At 54.9% G+C, this 20,288-nt stretch carries 25 protein-coding genes; 8 read left to right on the top strand and 17 right to left on the bottom strand.

The annotated features are described in order from the left end of the window. Window positions 1–27: 27 nt before the first annotated feature. Window positions 28–327, bottom strand: coding sequence for a hypothetical protein (locus KHU29_RS11865; protein ID WP_211453011.1), 300 nt, complete (start codon window positions 325–327; stop codon window positions 28–30). 117 nt (window positions 328–444) lie between these two features. Here KHU29_RS11865 and KHU29_RS11860 point away from each other — a divergent pair, with 117 nt between their 5' ends. Beyond that, window positions 445–816, top strand: coding sequence for a hypothetical protein (locus KHU29_RS11860; RefSeq protein WP_211453010.1), 372 nt, complete (start codon window positions 445–447; stop codon window positions 814–816). A 388-nt stretch (window positions 817–1,204) separates the two neighbouring features. On the opposite strand, the gene KHU29_RS11855 is transcribed toward KHU29_RS11860, so the two are convergent. The 8 genes from KHU29_RS11855 to KHU29_RS11820 form a co-directional block, all read right to left on the bottom strand. Continuing rightward, window positions 1,205–2,140: a rolling circle replication-associated protein gene (locus KHU29_RS11855; RefSeq protein ID WP_211453009.1), complete on the bottom strand. Its 936-nt coding sequence runs from the start codon at window positions 2,138–2,140 to the stop codon at window positions 1,205–1,207. A 506-nt stretch (window positions 2,141–2,646) separates the two neighbouring features. Next, a complete protein-coding gene (locus KHU29_RS11850; protein WP_211453008.1) occupies window positions 2,647–3,768 on the bottom strand; it encodes a zonular occludens toxin domain-containing protein in 1,122 nt (373 codons plus the stop codon). After that, window positions 3,765–4,070, bottom strand: a complete 306-nt coding sequence (locus KHU29_RS11845; protein WP_211453007.1) for a DUF2523 domain-containing protein — start codon at window positions 4,068–4,070, stop codon at window positions 3,765–3,767. Before KHU29_RS11845 ends, KHU29_RS11850 begins: the two co-directional genes overlap by 4 nt. Before the next feature lie 2 nt (window positions 4,071–4,072). Continuing rightward, window positions 4,073–5,527, bottom strand: a complete 1,455-nt coding sequence (locus tag KHU29_RS11840) for a hypothetical protein (protein WP_211453006.1) — start codon at window positions 5,525–5,527, stop codon at window positions 4,073–4,075. A gap of 116 nt (window positions 5,528–5,643) precedes the next feature. Further along, window positions 5,644–5,877: a major capsid protein gene (locus tag KHU29_RS11835; protein ID WP_246541874.1), complete on the bottom strand. Its 234-nt coding sequence runs from the start codon at window positions 5,875–5,877 to the stop codon at window positions 5,644–5,646. Next, window positions 5,861–6,118 (bottom strand): hypothetical protein, encoded by a 258-nt coding sequence (locus KHU29_RS11830; RefSeq protein ID WP_211453005.1) that lies wholly within the window; start codon window positions 6,116–6,118, stop codon window positions 5,861–5,863. Before KHU29_RS11830 ends, KHU29_RS11835 begins: the two co-directional genes overlap by 17 nt. 112 nt (window positions 6,119–6,230) lie before the next feature. Beyond that, a complete protein-coding gene (locus KHU29_RS11825) occupies window positions 6,231–6,443 on the bottom strand; it encodes a hypothetical protein (RefSeq protein ID WP_211453004.1) in 213 nt (70 codons plus the stop codon). A 2-nt stretch (window positions 6,444–6,445) separates the two neighbouring features. Beyond that, window positions 6,446–6,766 carry a hypothetical protein gene (locus KHU29_RS11820; RefSeq protein WP_211453003.1) on the bottom strand — a complete coding sequence of 107 codons (321 nt, stop codon included), beginning with the start codon at window positions 6,764–6,766 and terminating at the stop codon, window positions 6,446–6,448. Window positions 6,767–6,895: 129 nt separating this feature from the next. Here KHU29_RS11820 and KHU29_RS11815 point away from each other — a divergent pair, with 129 nt between their 5' ends. After that, on the top strand, window positions 6,896–7,195 hold the full coding sequence (locus tag KHU29_RS11815; RefSeq protein WP_211453002.1) for a hypothetical protein: 300 nt from the start codon (window positions 6,896–6,898) through the stop codon (window positions 7,193–7,195). 393 nt (window positions 7,196–7,588) lie between these two features. Beyond that, window positions 7,589–7,723, top strand: coding sequence for a hypothetical protein (locus KHU29_RS22355; protein ID WP_281416113.1), 135 nt, complete (start codon window positions 7,589–7,591; stop codon window positions 7,721–7,723). Window positions 7,724–7,779: 56 nt separating this feature from the next. Here the strand turns inward: KHU29_RS22355 and KHU29_RS11810 are convergent, their stop codons facing one another. Then, entirely contained in the window at window positions 7,780–8,289 is a 510-nt protein-coding gene (locus KHU29_RS11810; protein WP_211453001.1) for an Lrp/AsnC family transcriptional regulator, read from the bottom strand. A 213-nt stretch (window positions 8,290–8,502) separates the two neighbouring features. Between KHU29_RS11810 and KHU29_RS11805 the strand changes: the two genes are divergently transcribed. After that, the gene (locus KHU29_RS11805) at window positions 8,503–9,519 is read left to right on the top strand and encodes a 1-aminocyclopropane-1-carboxylate deaminase (protein ID WP_211453000.1); all 1,017 of its coding nucleotides are present in this window, start codon (window positions 8,503–8,505) and stop codon (window positions 9,517–9,519) included. Window positions 9,520–9,687: 168 nt separating this feature from the next. On the opposite strand, the gene KHU29_RS11800 is transcribed toward KHU29_RS11805, so the two are convergent. Next, window positions 9,688–10,152 carry an Lrp/AsnC family transcriptional regulator gene (locus tag KHU29_RS11800; protein ID WP_211452999.1) on the bottom strand — a complete coding sequence of 155 codons (465 nt, stop codon included), beginning with the start codon at window positions 10,150–10,152 and terminating at the stop codon, window positions 9,688–9,690. A gap of 139 nt (window positions 10,153–10,291) precedes the next feature. Here KHU29_RS11800 and mdeB point away from each other — a divergent pair, with 139 nt between their 5' ends. Next, the gene (gene mdeB, locus KHU29_RS11795) at window positions 10,292–12,976 is read left to right on the top strand and encodes an alpha-ketoglutarate dehydrogenase (protein WP_211452998.1); all 2,685 of its coding nucleotides are present in this window, start codon (window positions 10,292–10,294) and stop codon (window positions 12,974–12,976) included. Between the two features lie 3 nt (window positions 12,977–12,979). On the opposite strand, the gene KHU29_RS11790 is transcribed toward mdeB, so the two are convergent. From KHU29_RS11790 to KHU29_RS11775, 4 genes are all read right to left on the bottom strand, one after another. Then, the gene (locus KHU29_RS11790; RefSeq protein ID WP_211452997.1) at window positions 12,980–13,459 is read right to left on the bottom strand and encodes an acyl-CoA thioesterase; all 480 of its coding nucleotides are present in this window, start codon (window positions 13,457–13,459) and stop codon (window positions 12,980–12,982) included. Window positions 13,460–13,608: 149 nt separating this feature from the next. Further along, window positions 13,609–14,625, bottom strand: a complete 1,017-nt coding sequence (locus KHU29_RS11785; protein WP_211452996.1) for an ABC transporter substrate-binding protein — start codon at window positions 14,623–14,625, stop codon at window positions 13,609–13,611. 58 nt (window positions 14,626–14,683) lie between these two features. Continuing rightward, window positions 14,684–15,568 (bottom strand): ABC transporter permease, encoded by an 885-nt coding sequence (locus KHU29_RS11780; protein WP_211452995.1) that lies wholly within the window; start codon window positions 15,566–15,568, stop codon window positions 14,684–14,686. Between the two features lie 15 nt (window positions 15,569–15,583). Then, window positions 15,584–16,387, bottom strand: coding sequence for an ABC transporter ATP-binding protein (locus KHU29_RS11775; RefSeq protein WP_211452994.1), 804 nt, complete (start codon window positions 16,385–16,387; stop codon window positions 15,584–15,586). 146 nt (window positions 16,388–16,533) lie between these two features. On the opposite strand from KHU29_RS11775, the gene KHU29_RS11770 reads away from it, so the two are divergent. Further along, a complete protein-coding gene (locus tag KHU29_RS11770; protein ID WP_211452993.1) occupies window positions 16,534–17,199 on the top strand; it encodes a response regulator transcription factor in 666 nt (221 codons plus the stop codon). Continuing rightward, window positions 17,196–18,563 (top strand): sensor histidine kinase, encoded by a 1,368-nt coding sequence (locus tag KHU29_RS11765; protein WP_211452992.1) that lies wholly within the window; start codon window positions 17,196–17,198, stop codon window positions 18,561–18,563. Before KHU29_RS11770 ends, KHU29_RS11765 begins: the two co-directional genes overlap by 4 nt. A gap of 11 nt (window positions 18,564–18,574) precedes the next feature. Here the strand turns inward: KHU29_RS11765 and KHU29_RS11760 are convergent, their stop codons facing one another. Next, window positions 18,575–19,045, bottom strand: a complete 471-nt coding sequence (locus KHU29_RS11760) for a ferritin-like domain-containing protein (protein WP_211452991.1) — start codon at window positions 19,043–19,045, stop codon at window positions 18,575–18,577. Window positions 19,046–19,080: 35 nt separating this feature from the next. After that, window positions 19,081–19,494, bottom strand: a complete 414-nt coding sequence (locus KHU29_RS11755) for a hypothetical protein (RefSeq protein ID WP_211452990.1) — start codon at window positions 19,492–19,494, stop codon at window positions 19,081–19,083. A gap of 232 nt (window positions 19,495–19,726) precedes the next feature. Here KHU29_RS11755 and KHU29_RS11750 point away from each other — a divergent pair, with 232 nt between their 5' ends. Continuing rightward, a complete protein-coding gene (locus tag KHU29_RS11750) occupies window positions 19,727–20,203 on the top strand; it encodes a YbhB/YbcL family Raf kinase inhibitor-like protein (protein ID WP_211452989.1) in 477 nt (158 codons plus the stop codon). Window positions 20,204–20,288: the final 85 nt, after the last annotated feature.

The following is a 20,288-nucleotide window of genomic DNA, read 5'->3' as shown; positions in this document are numbered from 1 at the left end:
ACTGGGACAAGCCCAACGTCAAAAGCCTTACTCGACCACGCGTAGGGTGTTGCGAGCGGTCTGCACAGTACCGCCCTGCTTGTCCTTGTAGCTGTCACGGAAACCGGCAACCGACACCAAAACTTGGACGAGATCGCCGGAGCCGCCAAGCCGGTGATGGGACATCAGTGCTACCGCTGAAGGGGAGGAATACTCGTCGGCTGCTGCCTGGATAACGCGGGTCTCGAAAGTGTTCTTGCCCGAGACTTCGAAGTTGCGGACGTTGTCAATACGACCAACGATTACTGTTTGATTTGCCTTAAGAGGCTGTTTAGGTGCATCGCTCATGGTAAATTCCTTTTCGCTTAAATTAGCTCGCGGTTGCGAGTTGTGCGAAAGGTAGCTCGCAGGTGCGAGTGTTGTCAACGGCGAGCGGTAGTGTAAAGTGGCAAAAAAGGAGGTTTTATGAACCAAATTGACTTAATTGATGCAGCCAAGCAACAGCAGGGATTGACAAGTGACTATTCCCTCGCTCAACGGCTTGGCGTAACGACTGCGAGGATTTCAGACCTCAGAAGTCAACGCCGAGCGCCGGACGACGCCGAAGTTTCGATGCTGGCCGACATGGCGAAAATCGACCTCAGAGCGGCACTAGCAGCGGTACACAAGGACAGGGAAAAGAACCCAGCGAAACGGGCTTATTGGGAGCGAATTTCTTTACAGTTTGCAGTCGCGGGAGTGGCGACTATTGCGGTAGCCGTGGAAAAAATTTCCGGAAATTTTGAGTCACTCATATCACGCTGTACCCCGCGCCGGAGCTTGTTCTCGGCGTGGTGATATGAGGTAAAAAGGGTACTGGATATTCTACAAATTATGCGTAATTGGTAGCGCTGCAAAATAATGGCTCAAGTGTCAAACTTGAGCTTTTTTTTTGTCCAAAATCGGAGCCAGAATGCAGTACCCAAACACACGTTATGCGAACCCCATCGAAATGCAATTTTACGCCCAAGGCATCCCGATAAAAGACCTTAGCAAACGCCTACGACGATCAGAAAAATCTGTCCGCGCTTGGTTGAAAGGCGAACGAAAAATTCCATGGTGGATTCCAGAACTGTTGCGTTTACAACACACCGAACACCAAAATATCATGCGTCAGATGAATTTCAACCCAGCACGAATAAAACTTGGCCTAGTGTCCGGCACCACAATCGAATTCAACCTTGACTCAAAACGGACAGGTATTTATCAGCGGCCCACTTCGCGGCGCTGTAGCTATCCAAACGACGCCCAACGCGTTATTGCACCATGTCTGAACACCCTCTAGCCCGAACTCAGCAACGATGCTAAACGCCGTCTGAACAGCACCAAGCATCGTAGTTGCGGAAATTCGCCAGGTATTAACCACCGGCAGAACGATGCCCTTAGACCGGAAATAACGCTTTTGATTCAGCTCACGCACATCCATCTGTTTGCCGCAGTACTTCGCAATGTATGACGCCAGTTTGTGAGCGCCATTCTTGCCGAAGCCGAACTTGTGAGGATCACGGACATTCGCTTGCGCCATCTGTTCACCCTTTTGACCAAGACCGACAACCGATTGCCAGATCGAGCGCACAAGGTTGTAATCCTGCCGACCATTAACAGCGATATGGAAGTGAATAGCGCCCCGCTCTTGCTCTTCCATGACGGCGACATAGTGAAACGCCTTACACCGCCCCAAACGACGCCTGAAGCCGTCAAAATGCTTAAGCGCTAGATCACGGTCCTTCATGTTTTCACGGTATGTCAACGTCACAAGCCGATCAGCACTGATTTCCTTGCAGCAGAGGCGAACATTCTTTTTTGCACGACGCGAGGCAACGTCATCATTGCGAGCGCGACGCGATCCGAACTGTTCGTCATCCTCTACATTGCCCTCATCGTCCGTCATGCGCTCGCCACGCTTTGCACGCGCTTTACCGAGGACCGCAGGACCTATAAAGTATTTTTCCTTAGAGATAGTCAGTTCAGACTGTCCATTCGGGAAAATACGCTGGCGAGCCGTGTACACGTCCTGCCACGTGTTGCGGTCACCGTCATCTGTCCAGCCTTGTGGTTTTTCTTGCGGAGTTGTTACAAAAGTACTTGACGACTCGATAGAATCGGTGTGAAATTCGTGCATTCGGTACTCCAGCTGCTATCTGGTTTATCGGACGGCCCCGAAGTGTTTCGATCACTTCGGGGCTTTTTCTTTTGTACTTCAAAAACTGGACTTCAAAAAACCTAGTTCATTTGCCTATCGGCTGGAAACCCTTTGTTTACTTGGTTCCGTTAAGTGTTCGTAGTACAAGTTTAGGCGGGCGCTGCGCGCCCGCCGCCTGCCGCCGCTTCGCGACCGACTGGGCGGCGGGCACACAACGACCGCCACCCCTTGCACCTCAGCCACGCACCACAACCCAACGTCAAAACCGGTTTTTCAGGAGCGAGGGGTTATTACGTGATGCGCTTCTACCCTACCCCATCGGCCGGCATGACTGCACGACTAAAAATCCCCCTCGCGGCGCTTGTCGCGGCGACCGGCATTTGCACGGAACACCGCATGTAAAAACCTTTGGCCTTGCTAACGTGGGGATATTTTGCCCTTCGGGCCGTCTCTAATCAGCCGCAATTTTTCGTGACGCGTCACGCTTATTTCGAGCCCGCAGAGCGACCTGTGCGCTTTCCGAGAACGCCGTACCCCTCTTCATCGCCCAAGACCGCCACCACCGCACCAGAACCGCCGCCAGTCGCTTTTTGCGTAGGCTCTGCCACCCGCGTATCAGCCGCCGCCATCGCCACGCCCTGCTTTTGATTGTGACCGCCGTTATCATCAAAATCGACAAAATAGCCACGCGCCACAATGTCACGACAGAGCAGGTCAGGCACGTTAATAGGCGTCGCCTGCTGAGTGAAACAATCGCATCGCTTCGCATTGGCCACGCAAGCGGCCGGCACCGGCGCAGTAGTGGGCTTCGTCACTTCGTCATACCTGGGAGCCGTCTGCGGCAATCCAGCAACACGCGGCGTCCGGTCAAACATGAACTGCTGAGCATCATCCTTTGCATTCTTGTACGAGGCGCGCTGGACACCGCCCTGAGCCGTACCGACCATCTGCTGCCCTTGCGCCGTAGCCTGCAACTGCAGCTCAGGATGCACCCGCTTCATCACGAAATGATAGAAGTAATATCCCGCACCGATCAGCAGCAGCGGAATAACAAATAGCATGATGACACGCATCGGTATATGTCTTTTAACCGTGTGCACCTCAGCGCTTTTATAGTACTCATACACCGCTTTGGGATATTTCCACGCATGTTTGATCGAATCCTTGCGGCCCGGATTCTTATCGCAGTTATCCTTGACCGCAGGCCATTCATGCACCGTCGCCGACTGTGTACCCCACCGCCGCACCACATGCATATGCTTACCCGCCAACCGCCTCAACGCGATATCAGCCAGCGACGGATGCTGAGTAATCAGCACAAGATCAATACCCTTGTGGCGATGCGTCTCAAGCTCAGATACGTGCTTAGGCACCTCCTTTGTTGCGGTACGCGGACGGAACACCCGCTGACACTCATCAATGACCACAATGGAGTTTGGCGGCGCATCAAACCACTTATCAGCGTCGATCTCAGTCCAAGGCAATTTCAGGTCATTGATCCCCGAATAGAACACAGGCCGATTGTCTTTTTCAGCCCACATTTTGACGAACCACAACGCGTACAGCGTCTTACCGTTACCAGGCAATCCCGTGATTATAGTAATCATTTTTTTATCACCATTTTTGTGATCGAACCCGCCGTCACCTTCATCGCCACCGCCGCCGCATACGACGACAACACCATGCTCACCGCCTTATCCAGCCACAGATACGACAGCATGCCGACGACATCAGCACCAACACCAGACAGGTTCGACTGGACTGTACTGACAATGTTGGAATTGATCGCATCAATGCCACTGTACGTCACGTAACTCATCCCCAACGCCAGCAACACACGCCCCACCAACGACCCCATAACGAAGGCCAGCCCACCCAACAACTCCGGTAACAACGCAAGCAACGGCATAATCAGCCCCCCATAATCGCGCCACGCATCATCGCCAGCGACACCAAGCCCGCCACCACCATGATGGCCCCACGCAAAGGCAACAGATACGGACACACCTGCGAGAACGGTAACGACCTAGACACACCCATCAGCGTTATCGTCTTATCCGTGATGCACCCACCACCACCCAAGAAACCAGATTGATCAAGCGACCCAACCGCCAACGTCTGGCCGTTAGCCGCAGTCGGCAACGTTGACGCCATCGGGTCAGACCCAGACAACAAGGCATCCCCCAACGTCTTAGTCGGCGTCGTTTGCGAGTTTTGGCACCACTCCACACGCTGCTGTTTCAAGATGGCGCAAGAAATTGCATCGCCCGTGCAAGCAGTCGTATCTTGCGCACCATCGCAGCCACCGCCTAACACCTGAGAATTTGAGCAAACGTTCAGCTCAGGATGCAAGGCACACAGGTCACTACATGACTTTCCATCTTTGCAATCACCACCGCCAGGCGCACCAGACGTGCCAGCAGCAGCCGGAGCCTTGCCGTCAGCGCTACCCTGCGCACCCGTGATTGTTTTGCCCGTGCTGTTGTAGGTGTGGCAGTTGACCGAGCCGGTTGTCGCCGTCACGCACTCATTCGTGTAAGTCGTTTTACTGCCATCCGAGTTGGTCACGACTTCGCTTGTCTTTTTGGTTGTAGAACCATCGGCGTTATTCGTCGTCACATCAGGATTCTTCGTGCTTTGCTGATCTTGCGATGCAGGGTTCGTACCCATGCCTTTACACATGGGAGTACCACTAGAATCAGTACCAACATTCTGCGTGCCGCCTGGACAACCTTGACCCGGATCGCCCTGCACCTGAACCGGCACGGGAGGCTTTGGCAAATCAGGTGCGGGATCAACAGGAGGCGGCGCAGTGCCGTTAGGAGCCGTCGTACCGTCACGAGCGCCAACATAATTACACATCACATGCGCAGTACGAGGATCAGAAGTCGAGTTATAGCAACTGGAAATAGCAGGCTTCGGATAGGCACTCAAACCGCAGAAGCCATCGTTCGTCGGCACCTTGCTTTTCGTTGGACCGACAGGCCCCGTATCAAACAGGAATTGTGTTGGCTTGCCAGAGCTACAGTCAACCGGCGGAGGACCACAGGAGCCGTCCGCACCGATGCCGGTACTACACGTGCCAACCATAGTCGCATTGCCACGATACACCGGCGCATAGCCTTGCTGCGCCCAACACTCAGCCCAACCATCATGCAGGACAATATGATCAAACTTCCATCCATACTGCGCCTCGTTTTGCACCTCATAATCGGTACACGCAGCCGCCGCGCTAGAAAACTGACCACTAGACCCATTGCCCGTATGAACCCAATACGCACCAGCCGCATGACTGACCTTATGCACCAGCATCATCACCAGCGCGATACACACGCCGACCACAATCCGCTTCAGCAGGTAGTTCATGATCGGAACAGAATCCAGAACGCACCGGCCACCGCTATCAACACGACCAATCCCATATATCCCCCGAAATAAGAACGGAGGCCGAAGCCCCCGTTTGATTTTTGTTGCTTCCGCTATTACAGCGCCGAACGCACCAGATGAAACACCTTGACGCCGACATAGGCGACCACCACGGCACCACCAACCACCGCCACAGCAGCGCCAGCATCAGTGAGTGCGGTTGTAATCGCCGTGGTGTCCACAGCAGCCGACGCACTACCAGCAGCAGCCAACAGGCCAGTACCAGCAATCGCCAGCTTTTCTTTTTTCGACAAGTACGCGTGCTTTACTGCGTTAATCATGTTCTTCATTTGAACCACCCTTAAAAGTTTGGATCACTGGTTGAAAGAGCCACGCACCGGCAAACAACAAACCAATTGCCGAACCGATAGCGAGACCTTGATCGGGTGTTAAGGCGAGTAGTGACCCCAAAGATGCCTCATCACCCGTTTGCACCACGTACTGACATGTGGTGACAATCGTTACAGACGGATCCAACACGAGCAGGTAAGACCCGTCTTGCTGCTGTACTGCTTTGGCACAAGTCGACATCAGAACGTCTCACAGAGCCAAATGTGCAGCCAATAGACGCCGCCGATACTCAGCGCCCAAAAGCCGTACATCGTCGCCATCAACATGGCGAAATATATTTCCGGTTGCATGCTTACCACTCCCCTGCCATGCCGCCAAGATATGAAATGCGACTAGCAGCCATTTCGCCAAGCCCAATAGCGGCGTAGTACAAACCTTGCTTGAAACATGTGCGACGTTCTTCAAGAACACGATGAAGACCGTCACTGGAAATTTGCGCCAACCGCAAATGACGAGCAGCAGCATCAGCAGGCGTCTCGAAAATACTGGTCGGAATGGCAGTCATGGTTACGCCGCCTTAGCAGCAGCGGCTTGCGGAGCCGCGTTAGCAGCAGGCTTTTGAGAAATTGGCGTAATCGATGCGACAGTCGATTCCACGCGCTTTTGCTGCGAGATGGCGACTTCAAATTCCACCTCATACATGCCCGGCGCAGTTTCCTTGAAACGCTCAGGCAGCACCAATTCGCCGACCAAAGGTTCCACCACGCCAGTGTCACGATTGACCTTGTGCACGATGCATTGCGCCATACGCATGTCGTAATCGTTACCGGTTTTTTTCGAACGACCAGCAACAGTGACAACGTGCAAAATTTGGATGGTGTTTTTCATGATTTCTAGCCCCTAGACTGATTGATTAAATGTGCGTAAGGTTTACCTACAAACCGAACGGTCTTATACCGGTTGGTATGAATCGAAATTTATACCGAAAGGTATAACCGTTGCCAATGGGGAATAACTATGAGTTATCTAGAAGTGATAGCGAAAGCATTAAAAGGCCGTTCAATCAATCAAGCATCGAAGGACTGGGGCATGCAGCAAGTAACGCTGCACAGATACGTAAAAGGGGGCCGAATCCCCGACGCATTGACCGCAAAAATCATCGCGCATGAAGCCGGAATCAGTGGCAGCGAAATGCTGGATTTGATGGCAGAGGAAGAACAGAAAAGACGGGCAAAAACGGACAAAATGTCCACTTCTTTTAATTGGTTACTACGCGTCGCAAACGTAGGCTGGATGCGGGTTCCGGCTACGGCGTAGTAACTAATTTGCAGCAATACAGATTACAAATTATGCGAAGTTTGAACACCCTTAAATTAGCCTTGAATCAGCGCCCAGCGCGGTCTGACTCCATGTGCACCCACATTTCATACCGATCATGCTCATAACAGTAGACCCGTCGATGCAATTTTCTAGAATAAGGCTCGTACAAAAATGCACAATGGTGTTCACGCACGAAGGTCTCGGGCGCTTGCAATAACTTCTCAGCTAAAGATGAATGGTTCTCGCGTTCCATTTATTGATATTACCCATCCTTCGTCGGAAATCAATTCGCAAATTTTCCAGCAACTTGCTGACGCGGCCTGCGCAGAAGGGTATTCATTCTCTGTGCGGCAAGAAGTATCGGTTCGGGACAGGGTCGCAGAGGGAAAAATGACCATGCTGCCGATCCGCGATCGCGGCCTGGATGGGTGCCAGGTCGAAGTGCAAACCTTGATCGGGCGTACCCTGCCGCGCGTGGTCGACACATTCCTGGACTATATGTTGAATCATCTGAGATCACAGTAAGCCGACGCAAATAACCGCAAATCGATGCAAGTCGATCTGGCATACGCAATCGCGCGCTAGATCGGCAGCTGGGTAGTTGAGAGAACTTGCTTGAGCACCATGAATGTACGGATTTGCCGCACTCCCGGCAAATACAGCAACTGCTCCGCATGGAGGCGGTTGTAGCTGTCGTTATCCTTGGTCCGCAACAGCATGAAGTAGTCGAACTCTCCTGTCACCACATGGCACTCGAGGCAACCCGACACTTTTTGCGCCGCCCGCTCGAAATCGGCAAACGACTCCGGCGTCGATCGGTCCAGCACCACGCCGATCATCACCAAGGTGCCGGCATCCAATGCGCGTGGATCGAGTAGCGCCACGATCCCTTTGATCAGCCCCAATTCCTTGAGCCGCTCGACTCTTCGCAGACATGCGGGAGCGCTCAGGTTCACCTTGGCCGCCAACGCAACATTCGACACCGAGGCGTCGCGCTGTAGCGCCTTGAGGATCGCCCGGTCGGTGCGATCCATGGTTTCGCCGGTGGCATCGGCCGGCGACGCCTTTGAGCGAAATTTTGTTGCTTTCATATGTCTTTAGGCAAAATAAAATATGCCTATGTTTTCAATACTCATATTTTAAATCTGAATAATCGATAAAACTTGCAACCATGTTTCTTGCGATTGATTTTAATATGGATTTGGTTTCAACATCAATGAAAGCTGGATTTCAGCATGCCTGTTTTCTTCGCCAGCCTTGATGCGTGGATACCTACTCCCACCCCAACCCCAGGAGCCGTTGCCATGAACTTGAAAAAATTTCCACGTCACCAGCTTACTTTCGGACCGACACCTATCCAGCCGCTGAAACGGCTAAGCGCCCACCTTGGCGGCAAGGTTGCGCTTTACGCCAAACGCGAAGACTGCAACAGCGGCCTGGCCTTCGGCGGCAACAAGACCCGCAAGCTCGAATACCTGATCCCTGAAGCGCTGGAAGGCGGCTACGACACGTTGGTCTCGATCGGCGGCATCCAGTCGAATCAAACCCGCCAGGTTGCCGCGGTGGCTGCGCACCTGGGCCTCAAGTGCGTACTGGTGCAAGAGAATTGGGTTAACTATTCGGATGCTGTGTATGACCGGGTCGGCAATATCGAGATGTCGCGCATCATGGGCGCTGATGTGCGGCTGGACGCCGCCGGCTTCGATATCGGCATCCGCCAAAGCTGGGAGCAGGCCATGGAAGATGTACGCAAGGCCGGCGGCAAGCCCTTCCCTATCCCGGCCGGCTGTTCGGAGCATCCGCGCGGCGGCCTGGGATTCGTCGGTTTTGCTGAGGAAGTAAGGCAGCAGGAAGCCGAGCTGGGTTTCAAGTTCGATTACATCGTTACCTGCTCGGTAACCGGTAGCACGCAAGCCGGCATGCTGGTGGGTTTTGCCGCCGACGGCCGTGCCGACCGCGTGATCGGCATCGACGCTTCGGCCAAGCCGCAACAGACCTTCGAGCAGATTCTGCGTATCGCGAAAAACACCGCCGGGCTGGTCGAACTGGGCCGTGACATCACTGCCAAGGATGTGGTGCTGGATACGCGTTTCGGCGGTCCGGAATATGGCTTGCCGAACGACGGCACGCTGGAAGCGATCCGCCTGTGCGCACGCATGGAAGGCATGTTGACCGACCCGGTATACGAAGGCAAGTCGATGCACGGAATGATCGAAAAAGTGCGGCTGGGCGAGTTTCCCGCAGGTTCCAAGGTGCTGTATGCCCACTTGGGCGGAGTACCTGCACTTAACGCTTATAGCTTCCTGTTCCGCAACGGTTGAGCCGTTTGATTCTCCGGTGCGCCGCGCGGGTATCCGCAAGGCGCACCGCAAGAAATCATCTTACACGCCGTTCTCTCCACGTTTCCTGTGCCAGGACCGGCGCACTGAATAATCAGAGCGCCAACCCCGGGATAATTGCCGTTTGCAGGCTTGAGTCATGGCTCTGCCTTAGGGGTTGATCGGCAGTGCCGTCTTGTATTTCACCTGCTTCAAGGCAAAGCTCGAACGGATATTCTTGATACCCGGGATTTTTGTCAGGTGATCCAGGATAAAGCGTTCCAGTGCCTGGATATCCGGCACCACGATGCGCAGCAGATAGTCCTCGTCGCCGGTCATCAGGTAGACCTCCATCACCTGCTCGAAATGGCTGACGGCTTTTTCGAAGCGCGCCAGCGCGGCGGACTCTTGCTTTTCCAAGCTCACCTGGATGAAAACGTTCATTTTCAAACCAAGCGCGGGGGGATCGACCAGCGCAACGTAACGCGAGATCACCTGTTCGGCTTCCAGATTCTTGACCCGCGCCAGCGTCGGCGACGCCGACAGGTTGATTTTCTTCGCCAGGTCGATATTGCTGATATTTGAGTTTTCCTGCAGCGCCATCAAAATACGCAAATCCGTTGAATCAAGATCCATATGCAGTATAAAAATCTGATTGATTAATCATTGAAGTATTTTATGCTTAATTAATGCAAATACACAGTCAATTTAGGTTGCCCATGCTGCTTCTTTACCGTTACCTTATCCTTAAACTCACAGGCAAGGAACGAGGACCATGGAAATGTCATCCGTCAACAATCTGAACAATCCATTCGACAGTGATGCGCAGGAGACTGAAGAATGGCTAGCCGCGCTGCAGGCCACCATGCAAGCATCCGGGCCGGAACGCGCACGTTACCTGCTGTCGCGCCTGAGTGCAGCGGCGCAGACGTGGGGCGTCAAATGGCGCGATGCGCGCAATACACCCTATGCCAACACCATTCGTGTCGAAGACGAGCCGCCGTTTCCGGGCGGCGCCGATGCACTGTCGATCGAACGCCGCCTGGCCAGTCTGATGCGCTGGAATGCACTGGCGATGGTGGTACGCGCCAACCGCGCCTACGGCGAGCTGGGCGGCCATATCGCCAGTTACGCTTCTGCGGCCGACCTGTTCGAAGTCGGCTTCAATCATTTTTTCCGCGCGCGCACCGACTCTTTTGGCGGCGACCTGGTCTATTTCCAGGCGCATTCGGCACCCGGCATTTATGCGCGCGCCTTCCTGGAAGGCACGTTGGCGGAGAAAGAACTGTCATTCTACCGGCAGGAAATAGAGGCGAAAAAACATGGCGCGCGGGGCCTGTCTTCGTATCCCCACCCGTGGCTGATGGAAAATTTCTGGCAATTTCCCACCGGCTCGATGGGACTCGGACCGATCAGCGCCATCTACCAGGCGCGCTTCATGCGCTACATGGAACACCGCGGCTTGCTGGCGCCGCAAGAGCGCAAGGTATGGGGCGTATTCGGCGACGGCGAGATGGACGAGCCGGAATCGCTGGCGGCGCTCAGCCTGGCATCGCGCGAAACGCTGGACAACCTGGTCTTCGTGGTCAACTGCAATTTGCAACGGCTCGACGGCCCGGTGCGCGGCAATGGCCATATCGTCGATGAGCTGGAAACGATATTTGCCGGCTGTGGCTGGAATGTCATCAAGCTGCTATGGGGTTCGGACTGGGATCCGTTGTTCGCGCGCGACCAGGCGGGCGACCTGCTCAATGCGCTTAACCAGACAGTAGACGGCCAGTTGCAGACCTTCGCCGCCAACGATGGCGCCTTCAACCGCGCCCGCTTCTTTGGACAAAATCCAGCGTTGCAGGCAATCGGCGCGACGCTGACCGATGACGAGATAGATCGTCTGCATCGTGGTGGTCACGACATGAAAAAAATCCATGCGGCGTACCTCGCTGCGGCAAATCATCGGGGCCAGCCGACGGTGATACTCGCTCAAACCAAGAAGGGCTTCGGCATGGGCGCTGCCGGACAAGGCAAGATGACCACCCACCAGCAGAAAAAGCTGGACGCAGGCACCTTGCTCGAATTCCGCGACCGTTTCCACCTGCCGATTTCCGATGCAGACTGCGAAGCGCTGGCGTTCTACAAGCCGGCAGACGGCAGCCCCGAAATGCGCCATCTGCTGCAACGGCGTGCGGAACTGGGTGGCTTCATGCCCCGCCGCAGCGCATCGCAGACAAAGATTGCGGCGCCGGAGATATCGTCTTATGCGAAATTTGCACTGAATGCCGATGGCAAGGAAATGTCGACCACGATGGCGTTGGTGCGCATGCTTGGCACCCTGCTGAAAGACGATGGCATCGGCAAACACATAGTGCCCATAGTGGCCGACGAAGCACGTACTTTCGGCATGGCAAACCTGTTCAAGCAGGTCGGCATCTACTCGTCGCAGGGCCAGCTGTACGAGCCTGAGGACATCGGCTCCATTCTGTCTTACCGGGAAGCCAAGGATGGCCAGATCCTGGAAGAAGGCATCTCGGAAGCCGGCGCAATTTCTTCCTGGACTGCCGCCGCGACCAGCTATTCGGTACATGGTTTGCCGATGCTGCCATTCTATATTTACTACTCGATGTTCGGTTTCCAGCGTATCGGCGACCTGATCTGGGCAGCAGCGGACCAGCGGGCGCGCGGTTTCCTGATCGGCGCCACCTCGGGACGCACCACCCTGGCGGGCGAAGGCTTGCAGCATCAGGATGGTTCCAGCCATCTGGTTGCAGCTACGGTGCCGAACTGTGTTTCCTATGATCCGGCCTATGCCTATGAATTGGCGGTAATCGTACAGGATGGCATGCGCCGCATGCTCGGCAACAATGAAGATATTTTCTATTACATCACTGTAACCAATGAAAACGAGGCGCAACCAAGCATGCCGGCAGACGTCGAAGAAGGCATCAGGCGCGGCATGTACTGCCTGCTGCCACAAGAGAATGCTGACGTTCGTTTGCTGGCAGCCGGCCCGATCCTGAAGGAGGCGATCGGCGCGGCTGCTCTATTGAAGGAGAAACTTGGCATCAACGCCGAAGTCTGGAGTGTCACAAGTTATACGGAACTGGCGCGTGATGGCATCGCGGCCGAACGATTGCAGCGCCTGACCGATTCTTCCGCGGACGCCTACATCACGCAGCAACTCGGACGCAGCAACGCACCGGTCATCGCCGCCAGCGACTATGTGCGCAGCATTCCGGAAAGCATCCGCGCTTATGTGCCGGCGCGCTACGTCACGCTGGGTACGGACGGCTTTGGCCGCAGCGATACGCGCGTCAATCTGCGTGACTTTTTCGAGGTCGATGCGAAATGGATTGCCTTTACTGCATTGCGTGAACTACCCGCTGGAAAAGATGCTGCACAGTTGACAAAATTTGCAGAGTCGCTTGGTCTGGATTTGGCGAAACCGTGGTCGATAAAGGAATAATCCTCAGGTCGTCTTGGCATCTTCAAAGCGGCGCGCCAGCTCCTGGCGCAGCTGCTTGCGCAGGATGGCGCCTTCGAACCGGCGCTTTTCCTCCGCACTGAACGGACGTAACGGCGGCACCGCAACCGGGCGGCGTTCGCCGTCCACGGCTACCATTGTGAAAAAGCAACTATTGACGTGGCGCACCACTTGCGTCCGGATGTCCTCGGCCACCACCTTGATGCCGACTTCCATCGATGAGGTACCGGTATGATTGACGCTGGCAAGGAAGCTGACCAGTTCGCCTACATGGATCGGTTGACGAAAGGTCACCTGATCCACACTCAGCGTCACCACGTATTGCCCTGCGTAGCGGCTGGCGCAGGCATAGGCTACCTGGTCGAGCAATTTGAGAATCGCGCCCCCGTGCACATTACCGGAAAAATTAGCCATGTCAGGCGACATCAGCACGGTCATGGTGAGTTGGTGAGATGGCATATCCATAATTGACGGGGTTTCTCTTTGCTTTAAGAAAGTGCGAAAGCGGCAAGCCTATCCTAAAATGACCGAAACTAGCAAGAAGCAGATGTTTCGATGCGCCCCATGCGCCCCGCCATTCCCAGTTTCAACCCTGCCGCCAGGCACCCTGTTTCTTAACTCCCCTGCCGCCCACGCACAGATGGAACAAACATGTCCGACCATTTTGCCGGCCGCGTCTTGATCGTGCCGGCCTTGTCCATGAACAGCACGTATTGCATCAAGCCGTTGGGCGTGGTGTGAAACTGGACATCAGGATCTGCAAGCATTTTCTCCACTTCGTCGACCGTCAACTTGATTTTGGAGACGCGGATGAATGTTTCGGCCGCACCATGCCGGTCCTTTTCGATATAGGCATTAGCCTCTTCTTGCGCTGCCATGAAAGCCTGTACCAGCTTTGGGTTGTTCTCCGTGAACTGCTTGAGTGCGAACACTACATCCAGCGTGATGTTACCCAACACGTCCGAGGAATTCAGCACCCGTGTGATTTTGGGATTCTTCAGCTCTTGATAAGAGAACGGCGGCGAGGTGAAATGCGCCGTGATCTCGGTCTTGCCGGACATCAGCGAACCCACGGCTTCCGGATGCCCCAGGCTGACTGTCAACGGATCGAGCTTGGCATAGTTTTCGGCGCCGAAGGTTTTGGCGACCGCCATCTGCAACACCACTGCTGACAACGAAGTCTTAATGCCGGGAATCGCAATCTTGTCCTTTGACGTAAAGTCTTTCAGCGATTTGATATTCGGATTATTGGTATTCAGCCAAAGCGATGATGTGCTCAACGCTCCCAGTCCGATCACTTCCGACCGCGGAATTCCTTGCGCCTTGGACCACAGGGTAATGAAGCCCGGCGCGCCGGTGCCGGCAATGTCCAGGTTCCCGGCCAGCATCGCATCGTTAATCACATTGCCGCCGTCCAGCGTCAGCCAGTTGATCTTGATATCGCCCAGGCCCATTTTTTTGGCCTGTTTTTCCAGCAATTGCTGGTCGCGTATCACCATCAGCGGCAGATAGAGGATGCCGTAGCCGTGTGAAATGCGCACAGTGGATGCCTCGGCGTGCGCGACGTTCATGAATGTTGACAGGGCCAATGCCCCTGCTGCTACCAATTTGCTGAAAGCTCTGCGTTTCATTGATGTCTCCTTTTTATGCGTTATTTTATATGCTCTGCTGCGTGTTTTAGACAACCGGTCAGTGTTGCATTCCCCAACGACGGATAGTCCGTTTTTCAATCGTGGCAAAGATGAAGTTTTCGACAAAAAGCCCGATGATGATCACGAAGAACAGGCCGGCAAATACATTCGCCGTTTCGAGCTGGTTGCGATTTTCAAAAATATACCAGCCCAGGCCGCCGCTACCCGAGGACACGCCGAACACCAGCTCGGCCGCAATCAATGTGCGCCAGGCAAATGCCCAGCCGACTTTGAGCCCGGTAAGAATGCTAGGGAAAGCCGCCGGAATCAGGATTGCGCCAACCAGCGAGAACCGTTTCAAGCCATAGTTCTGACCGACCATGCGCAAGGTGTTGGAGACTCCGCGAAAGCCGCTATGGGTATTCAGCGCCACCGCCCACAGAACCGAATGCACGATGACAAAGATAATGCTGCCGGTGCCCAAGCCGAACCAGATCAGCGCCAAAGGCAACAACGCAATCGCCGGCAGCGGATTGAACATAGAGGTCAGCGTCTCCAGAAAGTCGGTGCCGATGCGCGAACTGATGGCAATCGTGGTCAACAAGGTAGCCAGTGCAATGCCGAGGCCGTAGCCGATCAGCAAGGTCTTCATGGATACGGCCGCTCTCTCCAGCAGAACGCCGCTGCTGATGCCGGCCCAGAATGCCTGCACCGTTTCCGTAAAGCTCGGGAACAGCAGTGAGTTACCAAGCCAGCGGCCATATACCTCCCACACCACGGCCAGCACCAGCAGGATAACGATTTTGCGTAACCATCCGTGGCGATATAGCGACTCGACAAACGACAGCGGGCGCTGGATTTCAGCGGTCTCGGCACGCTGCGGGTCGAGCACGAATTCCGGGCGCACAAACAGTTCGGGCAAAGCAGTATTGGTTGATTTCATGGCTAACCTCAATGTTCAATGTGCAAACAACATGTCGTTAATCCGGATTTCCAGCTGCGCCTGGCTGGCGCTGCCGATTTCTTCCGGCGGGATGCTGTTGAGTTCGGCCTTGACCTGGCCCGGATGGGGCGACAGCAGCAAAATGCGATTGCCGATGCGGATAGCTTCTTCGATCGAATGGGTGACGAATAAAACGGTGAAGCGCGTGTCTTCCCACAACCGCAGCAATTCATCCTGCATTTTGCGGCGGGTCAGCGCATCCAGTGCCGCAAATGGTTCGTCCATCAACAAGACGTCCGGTTCCATTGCCATGCCGCGGGCGATCGACACGCGTTGCTTCATGCCGCCAGACAGCGTATGCGGAAAGCTGTCGATAAATTTGATCAGGCCGACTTTTTCGATGTAGTAAGCGGCGCGTTCAGCCGCTTCGGTTCCGCGCAAGCGGCCGCTGGCATGCAAGGCGAATTCGACATTCTGGCGCACGGTTTTCCAAGGCAGCAGCTGGTCGAACTCCTGGAAAACCATCATCCGGTCCGGTCCTGGCTGCGTCACTTCCTTGCCTTTCAGGCGGATCGTCCCATGTACCGGCTCCAGATAGCCGCCGATTGCCTTCAGCAACGAGGATTTGCCGCAACCGGAAGGACCGAGCAAAATATAACGATCGGATGGGTACACCTTGAAGCTGACCTGCTTGGCAGCAGTCACCAGATGATCGCTGGTCTTGTATTGCAGGGTAACGTTATCGATTTCCAGCAGCGGCGCCGGGGCTGCAGGGAGCACGGCTGTGCCTTGGTGGACGAGGGAATCGTCTTTTTCCATGTTTGTCTCCATATTTTTTATATTTCCTACGCACCAATGCTAATCTGCGAAACTGTAACGAACCTGACGGTTTTAAATTCATGACAATCACATTGTCAGAAAATAAATACACAAGTAGAAAATAGAAATAAAGATAGAGATACAAGATGCGCATTCTTTTGGTGGAAGACACGACAGACGTAGCCGACGCGATTGTGGCGCACCTGCTACGCCTGGGTCATACGGTGGATTGGGAGGCCAATGGCCGCAAGGCCGCAAACATGGTGACGGACGAACGTTACGACCTGATCATCCTGGATGTGATGCTGCCGGAGCTTGACGGCTATGCCTTGCTGAAACGCATACGCAGCGTGCCGCTTAACACCCAGGTATTGATGCTGACAGCGTGCGCCGAAATTGAAGAACGGGTAAACGCCCTGGATACCGGCGCCGACGATTACCTGACCAAGCCTTTCGATTTTCGCGAGCTGGAAGCCCGCATCCGGGTATTGTTGCGACGTTGTGGCGGCGATTCGACCAACCTGCTGAAGTGCGCCAATCTGACCCTGGACCGAAAGAGCCGGACGGCCAAGGTGAACGATGTCCCATTGGATCTGACGCGGCGCGAAATAACCCTGCTTGAAATCATCATCTCCCATCCAGGACGGATATTCGGCAAAGACGAACTGATCGATAAACTATTCACCATCGACGACAATCCCAGCGCCAATTCGGTCGAGCAGTACATTGCGCGCCTGCGCAAGAAACTCTCGCACGCCCAGTTTGAAATCCGGACCCTGCGCGGCCTTGGCTATCAGGTTGTGCTGTCATGATTGTCGTCGGCCGTTCGCTCTATCTGCGCCTGGTCACCCGGGTCGGGCTGGTGCTGGTTGTCAGCGCCATTGCGCTATTGATTGCGATCTGGTTTTCGACCCGTCTGGCGGCGAATGAAGCCTATGACCGAATCCTGACCGGTAGCGCGCTTTCTATTGCCGAAAACACCTGGTACAACAACGGCACAGTAAACGTCGACGCGCCGATTTCAGCATTCTCCATGCTAACAGCCGGCGATCAAGTGTTCTATGCCGTGCTTGACCCTGCCGGACGGACGGTTGCCGGCGATCCCGAATTCAAACCGGTCATTCCGTGGGACAAACTAGCCGATGGACCACTGGTAATCCGCGGCGTGTATCTGGATCTGCCGGTCAGCATCGCCATCGTCGGCAGACGCTTACCGGCCGCGGGACCGCAATCCTGGGCGGTGATCATGGTGGCCCAGACCAACAACGGACGCGAGTCGTTTACAAAAAATCTCGGCACCAACGCATCGCTGGTGATTATAGTGATGGGTCTGTTGACGGTGATTGCCGCAATGTTTACCTTGTACCAGACCTTGTCGCCGCTGAAGAATATCGGTCTCGCGATTCAACGGCGCGACCTGCATGACCTGTCGCCGCTGAGCATAGAAGTACCGGCCGAAATCCATCCCCTGGTGAGTTCGATCAACCAGTTCATGCATCGTCTCACCGTGCACCGCGAATTGATGCGCCGCGTTATCGGCGACGCCGCCCATCAACTGCGGACGCCGGTGACGGCACTGATATCGCAGATGGAACTGCTATCGATGCAGCGCGACGAGAGCGGCCGGCTTCGGCATATCGCCAGGCTGAGCGAGCTGACGCATCATCTGGGCAATTTGATCAATCAACTGATCAACCACGCCATGGTGCAGCACCGGGCGGACTCGGTGCAGTTTGAAACGCTCGACCTGACAGCGCTGACCAGGCGCGAAATGACCGACATATTATCGGCTCACGCCCAGCGCAATCTCGACATCGCCATGCTGGCCCCGGATGAGCCATGCCTGATACTGGGTGACAAAGTCAGTATCCGCGAAGCGATAAAGAATATTCTCGGGAATGCCTTGCAATATGGCGCGCCATCCAGACTGCATATTGAAATCAGCCGGCAAAACGCCGATTGGGAATTGCAATTCCGCGACGACGGCCCCGGCATCCCGGAAGCCGACCGGGACCGCATCAGGAAACCGTTTTCGGCGCGTAGCGGTGACCGCCTTGGCGCCAGCCTGGGCCTGTCGATCGTAGAAGAAGTCATGCGCGCGCATCACGGCCACATGCGCTTTGGCTATGCGGCCAATAAAGACTTCGTCGTCACCCTCAGTTTCAAGGCGGTCTAGTCAAACCCTGGTTACACTTTAGCCGCTTCAATGTCGAAAGGCTCGATGTCGCCAGGACGTCGCAGCATCTTGTTGACCTCATCAAGATGGAGCTCCTCCAGTACGATCATTTCTCGCGCATATTCTTCAAGCAATATCGACCGGCCCTCGGCCATCTTCCACAAATCGTAATACGCTGCGAGCGCGGTTCTTTCAAGCTCCAGGCTTTCGCGCAGGATATCGCCGATATCGTGCTGCGCAGTCTCCAGCAAGGGTCCGATCTTGAGCGACGGATGCCCGCCCAGCAGTGTCACCATTTCTCCGGCCTTGTGCGCATGCCCCAATCCTTCCAGCGCATTGTCCTTGAGCCAGGAAACGATCGGTATGCGGTTATATCCGTAGACCATCAATGAATAATGCGTGTAGCGCACCACGCCGGCCAGTTCCAGCTCCATGATGCGATTCAGCGCATCGATTGTCAGCCGCTTCTCGGTATCGTTCATGTTTTTCCTCATGTTCATTGCTGCATTCCAGTTTTTCATTTTGCGCCGAGCAGTTTGGCCGCTTTGGCGACATTTTTCGGCTTCACCCAAAACAACGCGCCATAACTACCGTCGCCGCCGACCACAGCATCCATCGCAGTCACTTTCATGCCGACATCGGCGAGTTTCTGCAGTCCTTCCAGAAGCGCGCCAGTACGGTCCTTGCCCTGCAGCAGGAAACCAGTCTTTTTAGGATTCAAGTCCCAGCCGGCTTTCTTGGCGACTGCGACAAATTTCTTCGTATCTTCGGGGATAAAATCCACCTGTGCCCGTTTGCCGCGCGGGAAGCCGGTAAACGCAAGCAGGTTCACGCCGCCATCGGCCAGAGCAGAAAGCACTTTCACACCCTCGCCCGCCTTGTTGGAAATCGCCATTGAAAAATAAGTAACCTTGCGCACGGAATCAGCCATTTTTTTCTCCTTGCTGTTATCGCAGTCACTGACAAACGAATAACCGAATATTCAGAAATGATTATTCAATTCAGGCTTAGCAAAGATTAAGATGAATAGCAAGGCGTTCTTTGAGCCAATTGGACTAGAGGCGCGATATCAAACCGGCGGGCATTTTTTTTGCGTTGCAACACACTCAATTGCGCGCGCCGTTGTTAACTGTCACCACGATCCCGTCCGGAGAGGTGAAACCATGATCATGATGCTTAATTCTCCAGCGTTTTCACACGAAGGCTCGATCCCCAGGCGCTACACGTGCGAAGGCGACGATATTTCTCCCGAGCTGGTATGGAGCGGATTGCCACCGGCGACCTGCAGCCTGGTCCTGATCGTCGACGACCCGGATGCACCCGACCCGGCGGCTCCGCAAACGACCTGGGTGCATTGGGTGCTCTACAACATTCCGCCTGAGGCGGACGGACTCGATGCAGCGGTTCCTGATGGGAAACTACCGGCCGGCACCAAGGATGGCTTGAACGACTGGAATCGTACCGGCTACGGCGGCCCCTGCCCGCCGATCGGACGCCATCGTTATTTCCACAAGCTCTACGCCCTGGACACCGTACTTCCAGACCTCGGAAAACCGACCAAGGCGATGCTGGAGAAAACCATGGCGGCCCATATTATCGCCAGTGCCACGCTGATCGGCAGCTACAAGAAGGGAAGCTAGGAAATAAGGGCGTTGATGATGATCGTCACGAAAAAACGGCTCCAGGTATGGAGCCGTCATTAATGCACACTTAATGCGCACTTAA

Origin of the sequence: Collimonas antrihumi (assembly GCF_018304965.1) — a bacterium.
Classification (GTDB): domain Bacteria; phylum Pseudomonadota; class Gammaproteobacteria; order Burkholderiales; family Burkholderiaceae_D; genus Collimonas; species Collimonas antrihumi.
This window is presented reverse-complemented; position numbering and strand designations above follow the sequence as displayed.

Coding starts and splice junctions, on each gene's coding strand:
- KHU29_RS11755 (WP_211452990.1), bottom strand. CDS start 19,494: ATGGCTGATTCCGTGCGCAAGGTTACTTATTTTTCAATGGCGATTTCC.
- KHU29_RS11865 (WP_211453011.1), bottom strand. CDS start 327: ATGAGCGATGCACCTAAACAGCCTCTTAAGGCAAATCAAACAGTAATC.
- KHU29_RS22355 (WP_281416113.1), top strand. CDS start 7,589: ATGACCATGCTGCCGATCCGCGATCGCGGCCTGGATGGGTGCCAGGTC.
- KHU29_RS11780 (WP_211452995.1), bottom strand. CDS start 15,568: ATGAAATCAACCAATACTGCTTTGCCCGAACTGTTTGTGCGCCCGGAA.
- KHU29_RS11835 (WP_246541874.1), bottom strand. CDS start 5,877: ATGAAGAACATGATTAACGCAGTAAAGCACGCGTACTTGTCGAAAAAA.
- KHU29_RS11775 (WP_211452994.1), bottom strand. CDS start 16,387: ATGGAAAAAGACGATTCCCTCGTCCACCAAGGCACAGCCGTGCTCCCT.
- KHU29_RS11765 (WP_211452992.1), top strand. CDS start 17,196: ATGATTGTCGTCGGCCGTTCGCTCTATCTGCGCCTGGTCACCCGGGTC.
- KHU29_RS11855 (WP_211453009.1), bottom strand. CDS start 2,140: ATGCACGAATTTCACACCGATTCTATCGAGTCGTCAAGTACTTTTGTA.
- mdeB (WP_211452998.1), top strand. CDS start 10,292: ATGGAAATGTCATCCGTCAACAATCTGAACAATCCATTCGACAGTGAT.
- KHU29_RS11860 (WP_211453010.1), top strand. CDS start 445: ATGAACCAAATTGACTTAATTGATGCAGCCAAGCAACAGCAGGGATTG.
- KHU29_RS11760 (WP_211452991.1), bottom strand. CDS start 19,045: ATGAACGATACCGAGAAGCGGCTGACAATCGATGCGCTGAATCGCATC.
- KHU29_RS11750 (WP_211452989.1), top strand. CDS start 19,727: ATGATCATGATGCTTAATTCTCCAGCGTTTTCACACGAAGGCTCGATC.
- KHU29_RS11805 (WP_211453000.1), top strand. CDS start 8,503: ATGAACTTGAAAAAATTTCCACGTCACCAGCTTACTTTCGGACCGACA.
- KHU29_RS11785 (WP_211452996.1), bottom strand. CDS start 14,625: ATGAAACGCAGAGCTTTCAGCAAATTGGTAGCAGCAGGGGCATTGGCC.
- KHU29_RS11840 (WP_211453006.1), bottom strand. CDS start 5,527: ATGAACTACCTGCTGAAGCGGATTGTGGTCGGCGTGTGTATCGCGCTG.
- KHU29_RS11820 (WP_211453003.1), bottom strand. CDS start 6,766: ATGAAAAACACCATCCAAATTTTGCACGTTGTCACTGTTGCTGGTCGT.
- KHU29_RS11825 (WP_211453004.1), bottom strand. CDS start 6,443: ATGACTGCCATTCCGACCAGTATTTTCGAGACGCCTGCTGATGCTGCT.
- KHU29_RS11790 (WP_211452997.1), bottom strand. CDS start 13,459: ATGGATATGCCATCTCACCAACTCACCATGACCGTGCTGATGTCGCCT.
- KHU29_RS11770 (WP_211452993.1), top strand. CDS start 16,534: ATGCGCATTCTTTTGGTGGAAGACACGACAGACGTAGCCGACGCGATT.
- KHU29_RS11850 (WP_211453008.1), bottom strand. CDS start 3,768: ATGATTACTATAATCACGGGATTGCCTGGTAACGGTAAGACGCTGTAC.
- KHU29_RS11815 (WP_211453002.1), top strand. CDS start 6,896: ATGAGTTATCTAGAAGTGATAGCGAAAGCATTAAAAGGCCGTTCAATC.
- KHU29_RS11810 (WP_211453001.1), bottom strand. CDS start 8,289: ATGAAAGCAACAAAATTTCGCTCAAAGGCGTCGCCGGCCGATGCCACC.
- KHU29_RS11800 (WP_211452999.1), bottom strand. CDS start 10,152: ATGGATCTTGATTCAACGGATTTGCGTATTTTGATGGCGCTGCAGGAA.
- KHU29_RS11845 (WP_211453007.1), bottom strand. CDS start 4,070: ATGCCGTTGCTTGCGTTGTTACCGGAGTTGTTGGGTGGGCTGGCCTTC.
- KHU29_RS11830 (WP_211453005.1), bottom strand. CDS start 6,118: ATGTCGACTTGTGCCAAAGCAGTACAGCAGCAAGACGGGTCTTACCTG.